The organism is Arenibacter arenosicollis, from assembly GCF_014397245.1.
Taxonomy (GTDB): domain Bacteria; phylum Bacteroidota; class Bacteroidia; order Flavobacteriales; family Flavobacteriaceae; genus Arenibacter; species Arenibacter arenosicollis.
Map to the genome: position 1 here is coordinate 276981 of NZ_JACLHY010000001.1, position 13140 is coordinate 290120.

Consider the following 13140-nt stretch of genomic DNA (forward strand, 5'->3'; position numbering starts at 1 on the left):
TAATCAGGCATATGGGCACGAGCGTGACGCTCGCGCCACCGGTTATAGATGTTTTACGACCAACATTATTTAATAGAAATAAACGGTAACAGCCTTCAAAGTCTGGAGACTTTCCGAAGGTTATAAAAGAATAAATTATAAGGAAGGAAAACTAAAATCAGCCAAGATAAAGCAACTAATCATAACCAAAGATTATGACTAAAAACTACATACATATCATCCTATTCCTATGTTGCAGCCTGCTTTGGGCAAGTCCGGCTCTGGCTTCTTTTGAAAATCTGGGTGATTCAAATATTGAGGTGCTATTACGTTCAAAAGACTCCCTACTTCCAAAAGCAAAAGACACCACCAAACTTAAGAAAGCAGACCCAAATTATTTGGCGCATTTACAGCAGATAGCCATGGCAAGAATGGGTAATGCTGATGAAAAATCAGTTTTCCCTATACCAACGTGGCCTGAGCGTAGCCGAAGGCACAATAGCTCAATAGCAATTACAGAAGAAGAAAAAACCTTCCGTTCCTTTCCCTCACTTGACCAAAAACTAGCACAAAAAGAAGATTTCAATGTTTCCTTTGCCAACCTGAAACCTGAGTTTACTCCAGAATATATTTCCACTAATTTTTCCAGAAATCCCAAAGCGGACACCCTTGTGGCCCAGGCCATAAGAGCCTTTGAAACGGTTCAGGAACTGGGCAATTTTGTCGACATTATCACAGGAAAGGAATTATTGGAGCTCCCGGTTGGACTAACCAAAAAAGACTCAACATCCGGCAACCGCGTAGAACTAGCGATAACCCAAGTGAAATTTACACCACAATATGCAGAATTCAAGGCCTGGGCAAAAATGATCATTCCCGTTAAAGGACCCAATGGGGAACCAAGTAGAGAGATCTATTTTGGCGGCGAAGGCATAAAACTTTCCCATGACGGCGCACTTTTGGGGGATATGAAATTGGTCATGTTGGGCGATCAGGCCATTCCTTTAAACGGTGACAACTGGTTACTAACCCTTAAAGGTGGCATTGACCTTAAAAATGGTGCCTTTGGAGACCAATCGTTCATAGAATTTGACTGTGTGGGGTTAAAGTCAATTGGTTTGGAAGCCGACCTACGGATTTCCAGAAATATTCTCCTCCCCATTACCAGTGGTGGAAATTATGTTTGTGGCGAGAGCACGGACAATAAATACCTTAAGGATTCTGATGTTGTAAACAACAAGTGCTATGTAGGCGCCTCCTTTAGCATTAAAGCCAATGGGTGGAACGACCTATTGGTAGATGTGTCACTCCCCCAATTTGAAGTTCGAGGACTAAAAGGTTGGGGATTCAATATAAAACAGGTGGTATTGGACTTAAGCGATAGTCGCAATGCGTCTGGAATAAAATTCCCAAAAAATTACAGCGAGGTGTTAGTACATGGGGAACGAAACCTTTGGCGCGGGTTTTATGCCAAGGAACTAAGTATTATGTTACCCAAGGGAATTGAAAATACCAAAACATCCAACAAAAGGGTACAATTTGGGGCAGAAAATCTCATTCTGGATAGCCAAGGCGTATCAGGTTCCTTTTTTGCTGAAAATATATTAAAGGTAGGTGAAGGCTCTGCCGGTAAATGGGCCTTTACTATTGCAGATGTAAGTCTTTCACTCTCGAGAAATTCCCTAACCGGGGGATCCATAGCCGGAGATATTGCAGTGCCTATTTTTGAGAAACCCATGGACTATACGGGATATATACAACAAGACGGCTACGGTCTGGCAGTTGGGTTGAACAGCCATTATAAAACTCCCGTTTTTCTAGGTGAAATGCAATTGGAGAAAAATTCCAGTGTAGCCATAGATATAAAAGACGGCAATGTATATCCTTCTGCCAATCTCTCTGGACAACTGTCCATAGTTGGCAAAATTGGCCAGAAAGAGGGGGAGGAGTCGCCCTCCGCAGAAACGGCCACAAATAGTGGTAACGGATTTAATTTTCCGGGTATTGTTTTCGAGGGATTAAAGTTGGAAACAGAACTGGGCAAAAAACCTATCAGTGCCAAAAGCTTTGGATTTGAAGGTGAAATGAAGCTGATGAATTTCCCAGCTTCCGTGGAAAAGTTGGAATTGGTTACATCCAGCAACCAAGTTGGACTATCTTTCGACCTAAAAATAAATTTGGACGGTGAAGGATCCCATGCCACTACTAGTATGCAGGTAATGGGAAAATTAGAGGACGGCGCTAAAATACAGAAATGGCAATTTGAAAGGGTGAAGGTAAATGGAATTGACATTGATTATGAAAAAAGCGGAATCACCTTAAATGGAGGCTTGGAAATAATGGAAGACCATAGTTGGTATGGTGATGGATTTCGAGGTAATGTTACGGCAACCATCAAAAGTGTCAACTTAAAAGTCGAGGGTAAAGCCATTTTTGGCGTGAAAGATTTTAGATATTGGAACGTAGATGTTTGGGCCAAAAACGACGAAAAAAGTAGTACAAAATTTATGATAAATTCTATGGTAGGAGGTATATCCTATCGTATGAAAAAGATTCGAGGTAATGAGGATGGTTTTTCGCCCTCCTCAGCCGTATACCGTCCCAATTTGGATTATGGTTTAAGCGTCCGTGCCGGAGTGGATATAAGCACTCAAAATTCTGATACCTTTAGTGGAAAGGCTTATTTGGATATGGCATTCAACAGTCACGGTGGATTAAATAGAATAGGCTTTACTGGAGAAGGTGCCTTCATGGGGGACAAGACAAGTGGCGGCCTTGACAGCTCAGATTTTGGTGCCTTAAACAAAACATTTGAAAAGGTAAACGATTTTGTAGAGGAAAATAAAGGAATCGCAGATCAACTGTCCAAATATGGCAACTTTATGGGGCTTGCCAAAGAATCGATTCCCGTCCACGATGTTGCCGCTTCAGGGAAAGTCGGGGTTTATGTGGGTATAGAAAAGGATTTTGTAAACCAGACCTTTGACGGTGAGTTTGAACTATATCTGGATTTGGAAGGTGTTAAAGGCGGTGGGGAAAACAACCTTGCAGGATATGCAAAAATGCACACAGGTCCTGAGGATTGGTACATTTATATTGGTACTCCCCAAAAAAGAATAGAACTTTTGTTTCAGGTAGGAGTACAACTTCGGATAGGGGGCTATTTTATGACCGGCACACAACTACCTTCTCAATTGGATCCCCACCCAATGGTCGTTAAAATTTTAGGGGATGATATGCTCAACAGCAACCGTCAAGAAAACCAGCTACAATCGGGCAAAGGTTTTGCCTTTGGACTAAATTTTGGATATGGCTATAATTTAGATTATTTAATTTTCTACGCCTTTGTAGAGCTGGGAGCTGGCTTTGACGTGATGCACGCTTACTACCCGAATGCAAAATGTGTAGGTCGCCCAGGCCCCATAGGAAACAATGGCTGGTACTCTAGGGGACAAGTTTATGCCTATCTATATGGAGAATTTGGAGTAAAGGTAGACCTAGCCTTTATTAATGGTAAATTCCCTATCGCCGAGGCAGGTGTTGCCGCAATGTTACGGGGTCAATTCCCCAATCCGGCTTATTTTCAAGGCTATGTAGGTATGTATTACAAAATTTTAGGGGGACTCGTTTCAGGTCGAATGCGATTAAAAGTTGAAGTGGGTGAGGAATGTGAGTTGGAAAATATTAATAATGCAGTTGGTGTTCCCATGATATCGGATGTGACACCCAAGGATAATAGTGACGATATTTCGGTTTTTACCGCCCCTCAAGCCGTTTTCAATTATGCCGCCAATTCAGATTTTAAGGTTGAGTTGGATGATGGGGTCCGTACTTTCAAATTACAATTGAAGAACTTTGCCGTTACTTCGGAAGGTGAACAATTAAAAGGAGAGTTAAAATGGAACGATACAAATGATGCAGTTACTTTTAAACCAAATGAGACCCTACCCTCCGAAAAGGAAGTCAAGGTGGTGGTCGAAGTTAGTTTTGATGAAAAAATAGGGGGTAGTTATCAAACAATGGTTGAAAATGGCAAACCAGTAATAGAAAAAAAAGAAATCACTTTTAAGACAGATCGCGCCCCAGATTATATTCCATTGGAAAATATAGCCTATATGTATCCCGTCATAGATCAACAAAGTTTTTATCCGGAAGAATATGACAAGGGATATGTTAAAATGAAAACTCCCCAGAATTATCTCTTCGATAGCGGATTTGAAACAAGAGCAGAGTTTTTTTCTACGACTAGTAATCAAGGCACCCGAACAAATTTGACTTACGACAGATCAAAAGCCACTGTTATTTATGAAGTACCTGAAGGCATGTCCCTAAATTCCAATTACAAATTAAATTTACTGGCTTTCCCTCCAGGATCGGATATTAAGACTAAAATAATTGTAGAAAACACAGAAACCCTTGCCGATCAAGAAAGCGGGGATACAAATTGGTTTGACCCTTCCACTGGAAACCAGGATACGAGAAACGTCTCCGGTAGTGCCGTAGTTTCCAACAAAAAAGCTGCCAATATTACCATTTCCAACGGAACACCCAAATCCATTTTGGATTATGGCTTCAAAACTAGCAAGCATCCTAGCTTTAAGGACAAAGTGAAGGAATTAACGGTTACCAACAACCTCTTAAACTACATCTTTGCAGATGTCCATTCCTTATCCGTTAAAGTGGCCGACTATGAATATCTGGAAAAATTAGAAGTCTTGGGAGGAAAATATACCAATTCCAAACCCTTGGTATACCCCCAAGCAATATTGGACGATTCCTATTATAAAAAGAAAATATACCCTCTTCTATACGAAAATTACCCCCTTGACGGAAACATTCGAGTTAACCGGGACGAAGCTCTACTTGGATTACCACCTGTCCGTTCCTTTTATATAGGCAATGAATATTTGGCTAATCTGGAGAACAATCCTAATTCATCATGGGTAAAAAACAGAATTCCCTTTGTATATAATTTACCGTATCAGTACAAAGTGGATATGGTCTATTTAAGAGATAAAATCCTAAATAGATATTATGGAAGTGATGGCAATATTTCTCAGCATGAAAGGTACAAATATTTAATTGAAAGCTCCTTTCCTCCCTTGCCCCTAGGTAGTTTTAAGGCACAGCTGATTTACCGAACACCAGGCGATATTTATCAAAAAGGATATGAAATAAAATATGTGAACGACTAGCTCACAACTCATTGAAAAAAAACTATTATACAGTGAAAGGACTCGTTATATTACTCTTATTAACCTCAAGCCTCTGGGCTCAAGACACCGCTTCGGTCAAGGTTATAGCTCGCTCCTTGCCCAACAAAGTAATATTGCGATGGGCAGTGGACCAGCCCTTGGCATGGAAGAATGCCAATGAATTAGGTTTTTGGATAGAGAGAGCAACCATTTCAAGGAACGGCGAGGCTGTGGTACCCATAGAAAGGAAACAATTAGTTACACAACCACTAAGACCAAAACCTTTGGAAGAATGGGAAGCACTGGCCTTACAAGATCAGAATGTAGCTATATTGGCCCAGGCTTTATATGGAGACACCTTTGAAGTTAGTCCTCCTGGAAATCAGATGGGTGCTGTCTATGCTATAAACGATGAATTGGAACAGCGTTTTACTATTGCCATGGTAGCTGCAGAACAAAACTATGAGTCTTCCAAATTGGCGGGCTGGGCCATAGAAGACCCTTCGGTTATTGCTGGCGAAAAATATGTTTATTCTGTATCGGTAGCATTTCCACAACAAAGTAATATTACCATTAACAATGGAACGGTATATGCTAGCCCAGATATGCACGAAGCCCTTCCGAAACCTATAGGCTTAGCTAGTGTCTTTACTGATAAAAAAGTTACATTGAGTTGGAACTTCAAATTGCTTCAACATGTATATTCCAATTACCAAATTGAAAGATCTCGAGACAATATTTTTTTTGAACCCTTGAACGGGGTCCCTATATTCAATGCCCAACAACCCAAGGAAGGCTCCGAAATATCCATGTTCTATATGGATTCGATACCCAATAACGCTAATTTCTATTATCGCATTAAAGGTAAAACTGCCTTCGGGGAAACAGGACCAAGTTCTGAAATAGTACAGGGAAAGGCGGAAGAAACATTGGGTTTTGTTCCCCGAATATATCAAAAAGAACTGCCAACGGATAATAAGGTAATTCTCCGATGGGAATTTAAGGAGGAAGGGAACAGATTAATTGATAAGTTTCAACTGCGCAAGGCACACAACAACAAAGGTCCCTTTTCAACAGTAGTTGATAATATTCCAATAACGGCAAGGGAAATAACCTATGAAGGTTTGGACAAGGTAAATTATTTTACCATCGTTGCCATGGGCAAAAATAAGGTGGAAAGTGAATCCTATTCCTCCCTTGTCCAACCAGTTGATTCCCTGCCCCCCACCACCCCAATTGGACTTAAAGGAACTATAGATACTACTGGAGTTGTTAAATTATCTTGGTCAAAAAATCTGGAAGAAGATTTGGGGGGATATCGAATCTACCGGTCATATAATCCACAGACGGAATTCAGTGAAGTTACACAGACTACTTTTAAACACGGAAACTATACGGATAAAGTATCAATAGCCAATTTAAATAAAAAAATATACTATAAGATATTGGCGGAGGACCAACGTTTTAATCGTTCAAAATTTTCCGAAGTATTGGTCATAGACAAACCGGATATTATTCCGCCATCTTCCCCTATTCTGGACAATTATGAAGTAACTACGGACGGGATTAGGATTTATTGGATTCCCAGTGGCAGTCCGGATGTTAGCTCACATATTGTATATCGAAAAACTGGAGGGGAACAGAATATCCAATGGGAGAAATTATTTGAATCCAAGTCATTAAAAGATTCCACTTTTCATGATTCTACATTGCAAGATCCGAATGTTTTCAGTTATACCGTGGTAGCCAGAGATTCGGTTGGATTAGAAAGTATCCCTGCCAAACCAGTTTCGGTTACATGGACCGGAAAGGCAGTTAAAGATGAAGATATAAAGTTTTCTGGAACCGTAAATCGAGAATTGCGATTTATTAACCTAACATGGAAAGTCAAGGATTTTCATGTTTTGGAATACCGACTGTATCGCAGCACCGATAATCACCCTTTGAAGCTATACAAGACTATGGTAGAGACAAGCAAGGGTTTTAATGATGTTGACCTTGAAGTGAACACCAATTACACTTACGGACTGCAATTAGTCCTTAAGGGAGGTCTCACATCTTTTATATCAAAGATTAATTTAAAGTATTAGGTTATGAGAAAATGGAAAAGACTTCCTTTATTCTTATTTTTTTGTTTAATTTCATTTTACGCTAAAGGCCAATACTCTTATGTCATCAAACATAGTATTGAATTTTATGGAAGTAATGCGTTATACGATATATCAGCTAGTGGGCGTGGTCTTTTGACTGAAATTGGTGATGATAACGGCCTTTCATCCAGTGGTCAAATTGTATTTACTTCAAATACTCAAATAACAGAGGTCTTCGTCACCTTAAGAACTGATAATTGTGGTAGTAAGAGAATTTCTATTCCAATTTCAACGCCTCGTTGTAATCTTTCCGAGGAATATATCTCCAATTGTGCGGATGAAATTGATATTATATATTTTGGTTTTTTTGAGGTGATTAAACCTGAATTAATTGCCGATAACAATAATGACCTTAATTCCAGAGATATTTGTGATTCACAGGAGTTTTTAATATCAAACTTGAAAAATTCTTGCACTCGAGTAAATTATGCCGTGGATTATTTTATTGGATCCTCTACAACACCGAAGGAATTATTGAAGTATCAATCCAGGTCTGAATATTTTTCATTTATTCCTTCAAATATTCCCGAACTAAAACCGGATGACTTATTAAGATTACAAATTAGATTTACTGAAGACGCACCTCCTAATGGCCCTGAAAGATCACCTGAAGTTAGGTTCAATATTCTTGATTGCTCAATTCAGTTAAGGGACAACGACCCAATTCAATATACCAATGCAACCTGCAATAATAATAAAGATGGCACTGTCACACTTAACTTTAAGAATAATGTAGGGAACGGTTTCGAAATGAGATATTTCATTTTTCAAGGAGAACCTACCGATTTCAATGGAAATGTAGAATCAGAATCAAAAAATGAATTTCCGAATGAAGTTTTTGACGAAGTACGATATAGCCCCCCTGGACCAAACAATCCAAATGGTTTGGGGAATCTTGTTCCTAACGGAGATGGCACCTTTCGAGGAACATACACTCTCTTGGAAGGGATAAATAGGAGTCTCAACCCTCCACTAGGGGAAGAAAACATACAAAATTATTATATTATATATCAGGAAGTTCGCTATGATTTTCCAAATGAAGGGGATGTAGATGTTAAAAGTGGGGAGATTACACCCAAATTTACAATTGAAAGCCCCTCCGAGGTAAAAGTATCTATAGATAATATCATCCAGCCCAGTTGTGCTGGAGAAAAAGGATCAGTAACATTAATCGGGCAGGGCGGTGGTTTAGCTCCCAATGAAAATAGTTCATTAGAATATGGTATTCAAGGGGATGATGAGAGCTGGAATTCGAATCCCACATTCTCTAATCTAGAACCCGGCAAATACATCTTTCTAGCGCGCAGTCCTACTAATTGTACAAGTTTACCATCTGAAGAAATCCTTATTTCTGCACCTCCCGAACTAACCTTCTCCAAACCCTCACCAGGAATTACATCATCAAGTTCCACTATGAATGGTGCAATAGGCATAAACTATGACGGGGGAACTCCCAATTATACATTTGAATTGGCAAAGGAAAATGAAACTACTCTCGAATTTGAAACTATTACAAACCCAAATTTATTCCACAACAGTCTAAACCAATCAGTTGAATTTCAAGAATTAGGAATTGGCACCTATAGAATAACTATAACAGACAGTAACGGTTGCAATCTCACTTCTGAAAATATTTTAGTTACCACGATTCCTCCCCCGCAGATAGTTGATCAGCAAGTGAATCAAATATTATGTCCAAATGGAAATAATGGGAGTATAACCCTAACTATTTCTGGAGGGGTGCTTAATTATAACTACCAATGGACAATTAACGGGGTAATGTCCCCCATTCAAACTACAGGAAATCAAACAATCTCTCTAAGCAACCTATCCGAACCTGGAGAATATATTTTAAAAGTTGCTTCAACTGGCTTTACCGAATTTGATGACCCCGCAGGATATGTTAGCTCCGCCATTACCATGAACCCACCTGAAGAAGTTATTATTGCTTCTGCCACCCCAAATAATATTAGCTGTTTAGGGGCTCAAGATGGAAGCATATCGGTGACTGCCTCCGGAGGCTCAAGCTATGAATACAAATTGGATTTTTTTGGCACTTGGACCCCACTTAATAACGGCACAATTCCAATAACTAGAGGGGGCTTCTATGATGTTTATATAAGAAACCAGAATAATTGCGAGTCAGACCCAGTCCTGGGCATATTGATATCGGAACCGGACGAACTTACAGTCTCAACCACTTCCCAAAACGCAACTACAAATGGAGGTAACCAGGGCAGCATAACGCTTACCATAGTTGGAGGAACACCATTTTCCGAACCCGCCGATCCATATACAATTACCTGGACCAGGGACGGTCAGCCTTTTACACCTTCAACCGGATCTACGAGTACCAATCTTGTTAATTTGGAAGCAGGGGAATACATAGCCCAAATTACCGATGTCAATGGCTGTTCACCTCTTAGTAACCCTCCAATTGTAATAGACCAGCCGGGGCCATTAGGGATTACAAGTCTTACCGCAACATCCGTTCTTTGTAGGGGAGAAGCAACAGGCGGTATAACCGCAGCGGTGACTGGTGTAGCTCCTTTCAATTACATATGGGAACGACAGGATGGCCAACCGATAACATCACCAAGTACCCCGACTATTGCTAATTTGGCCAAGGGCATCTACATCCTTAGGCTAACAGATGCCTCTGGGGACCCGGAAGTTACCGATACCGTTACCATAACAGAGCCTCTGGAGACCTTGTATGCAACAGTAGTACCTACGGCCGCTTCTTGTTACAGTGGTAATGACGGGAGTATACAGATTACCGCTCTGGGAGGCACAGCTCCTTATGAATATGCAATAGATGACGGCTTCGGATTTCAAGTAAGTAATACTTTTAATGATTTAGCCCCAAAAACTTTTGTAGTTACTGTTCGTGATAATAACTTATGTAAATTCACCACCACAGTAGAAATTATTGAACCATTACAAATTTCAGTAACTGAAAGCATTTCAAACGTTACATCTACAGGAGGTTCAGATGGCAGTATTACCCTTGAAGTGTCAGGAGGAACAGGACCTTATGCCTACAGTTGGACCGGACCTGGAATTAACATCCCAAGAACCACTAAGGATATTGATGTATTAGTAACAGGTAATTATACAGTGGAAATCACCTCTCCAGGGAATCAAGGTGGTATAGACGGTTGTTATTTCGCCCAAACCTTTTTAGTACCAGAACCTGGCCCCTTGTCCATTAACAACATTACTACAACAGATATAAACTGCTTTGGTGAAGCCACCGGCAGCATTACCACAATGGTAACTGGAGAGGGGACTATTTTTTATGAATGGACTTTTGCTGATGGAAGCCCTATTCTAATAAGCAACGGTACAGATGGCCCTGACATTACCGGAATTGACGCTGGGAGTTATATGTTGACCGTCACCGATGACAATAAAACGACCTCATCGGCTCCAATTATAATCAACCAACCCACGGAAGCACTCAGTATAACCAATGTAATCACTACGGATGTAAATTGTTTTGAAGGTGTTAATGGCAGTGTTCAAATTGAGGCCCAAGGGGGAACAGGCGCCTATACCTATTCCTTGGATGGCGTAACTTATCAGAACTCCCCTATCTTTAATGGCTTGGCCCAAGGTAGCATTACAGCCTATGTTAGGGATGACAATAATTGTGATTTTATATATCCCATTCCAGTTGTTATAAATGAACCCCTAGAACTGAGTTTCGTTATCGACCTACAGCAACCTCTTTCTGCTGCAAATGCAGCGGATGGTGCCATAACTATAACGGCATCTGGGGGAACTGGAAATTTATCCTATAGTTGGACAGGGCCTACAGGCTTTACGCCAATAAACAGTAATGTATTGGAAAACCTTCCTGGTGGCGATTATCTCGTGACCATTACAGATGAAAACTATGCCCTCAACAATGGCGCTGGTTGTATCTTGGTCTCACAACAGCCTATTACTATAGCTGAACCAAGGCAACTTATTGTGTCGCTAAACCAAACCGTATTCTTGGAATGTAACGGTGATGACTTTGCTGAAATTACCGCCAACGTGCAGGGCGGTGTAGCGCCTTATACCTTTGAATGGTTTAGAACAGAAAATGGAAATGATATACAGCTTGCCGAGGATACAGAAATTATTGGCAATCTCTCCGCGGGACAATATTTTGTTAGGGTCACGGATGCAAATACAATTTCGGCAGAAACCGTACCAATAAGCATAACTCAGCCCGAGGTATTGGAAATAAGGGTCGTCGAATTAACCGGTGTGCTATGTAATGGTGAGGCAACAGGTGCTATTGAAGTCTCCGTATCTGGAGGTACCAGCCCATATAGCTTTCTCTGGAGCAATGGATCCAATACCCAAAATTTAATCGATATGGAACCAGGTGAATATACTTTGGAGGTAATTGATGATAATGGTTGTTTTGAAGAAACCTCTGTAACCATTAATCCAGCTCCCGACCCAGTTCGCATTGTCGACGCTACAACAAGCAATGTATCGCAATACATGGCTAATGACGGTAATATCTCACTTCAAATAGAAGGTGGAGCCGCACCATACGCTATAAATTGGATTAGACTTTCGGATAATATGGAAATAGGAAATACACAGGAAATCACAAATCTAACCGCAGACTCCTACCAAGTTTCCATTTCTGATAACAACGGCTGTAGCCTAACAACAATATATGATATATCCCAACCTGACATTGTGGAGGAAATAATCACACAGCCTAGCTGTTCTGGCGAAAATGATGGCAGCATAGAAGTAATTGTAAATCAAGGTAACGGAACATTTACGTTCAGTTGGGATACTGGAGCCTCTACGAAAAATATTACAAATTTGGCTCCAGGAAACTATACCGTAAACATCAAGGGTTTTGGCAATGGCACTTTAACCAGAACGTATGTAATAGAAGAACCAATTCCATTAGAAGTCAATTTGGGCGAGGACAGGACCCTTTGTGCAGGACAGGAATTAGTCCTGAATGCAACCGCAGACAATGCGAATGCCACTTACGATTGGACCTCAGACAATGGATTTTCCAGTTCCGAACCAAGCGTTACAATTAATGAAAGTGGCAATTATTCTGTTGTAGTTACCAACCAAAATGGCTGTATGGCAACAGGCACTGTTTTTGTTGTTGTTACAGATGATGAAATAAATGCCGAATTCGCAGTTTCCAGTCAAGTTTTTGTTGGGGAGTCACTTATTGCAGTTGATATTAGCTATCCACTTCCCGAAACGCAGGAATGGATATTGCCTGAAGGTGCAACTATTCTAAAACAAGATTCGGACGAGGCCGAAATGGTTTTCAATGCACCTGGTGAATACGAAATAGGAATCATAACCCAAATTGGTGAATGTTTTGCAAAACAGACCAAAAAAGTGTTGGTTACAGAAAATGAAGTATTAACCTCAGGAGATGGACAGGCTGATCCCAGAAAGCTTATTGAAGATTTTATTATCTATCCCAATCCTACCGATGGGAAATTTACGGCTGATATAGTTCTTTCCGAACGGGGAAATATCAGCATCAAAATCTTTAACTTCGCCAACAACGCCCTTATGGCTTCTAAAAAAGATAGGGGAGCATCATCTTATACCATTCCTTTCAATATCTCCGGTTTACCATCTGGGGTATATGCCGTATTGCTCGAAACCCCGTATGGAAATTCGCTACGGAAAATAATCCTGAAATAGAATATTGATAATGGGAAAGATCGGTCAAAATATAATAGAGAAGAGGTAAAGGAAATTAGAACATATACGTTCCTTACAACCGTAACAAGCCGTTCTTTTTTAAACAACTTGCCCTG

3 protein-coding genes are annotated in these 13140 nt (G+C 40.4%); all 3 read left to right on the top strand.

Going from position 1 to position 13140, the window contains the following annotated elements; translation table 11 throughout:
• Nucleotides 1–194 precede the first annotated feature (194 nt).
• From H4O18_RS01205 to H4O18_RS01215, 3 genes are read left to right on the top strand one after another with little or no spacing between them, the layout of a single operon-like run.
• Nucleotides 195–5174 carry a hypothetical protein gene (locus tag H4O18_RS01205; RefSeq protein WP_187581277.1) on the top strand — a complete coding sequence of 1660 codons (4980 nt, stop codon included), beginning with the start codon at nt 195–197 and terminating at the stop codon, nt 5172–5174.
• Nucleotides 5175–5206: 32 nt separating this feature from the next.
• Complete coding sequence (locus H4O18_RS01210; protein WP_187581278.1) at nt 5207–7264, top strand: fibronectin type III domain-containing protein; 2058 nt, start codon at nt 5207–5209, stop codon at nt 7262–7264.
• A gap of 3 nt (nt 7265–7267) precedes the next feature.
• On the top strand, nt 7268–13024 hold the full coding sequence (locus H4O18_RS01215) for a T9SS type A sorting domain-containing protein (protein ID WP_187581279.1): 5757 nt from the start codon (nt 7268–7270) through the stop codon (nt 13022–13024).
• Nucleotides 13025–13140: the final 116 nt, after the last annotated feature.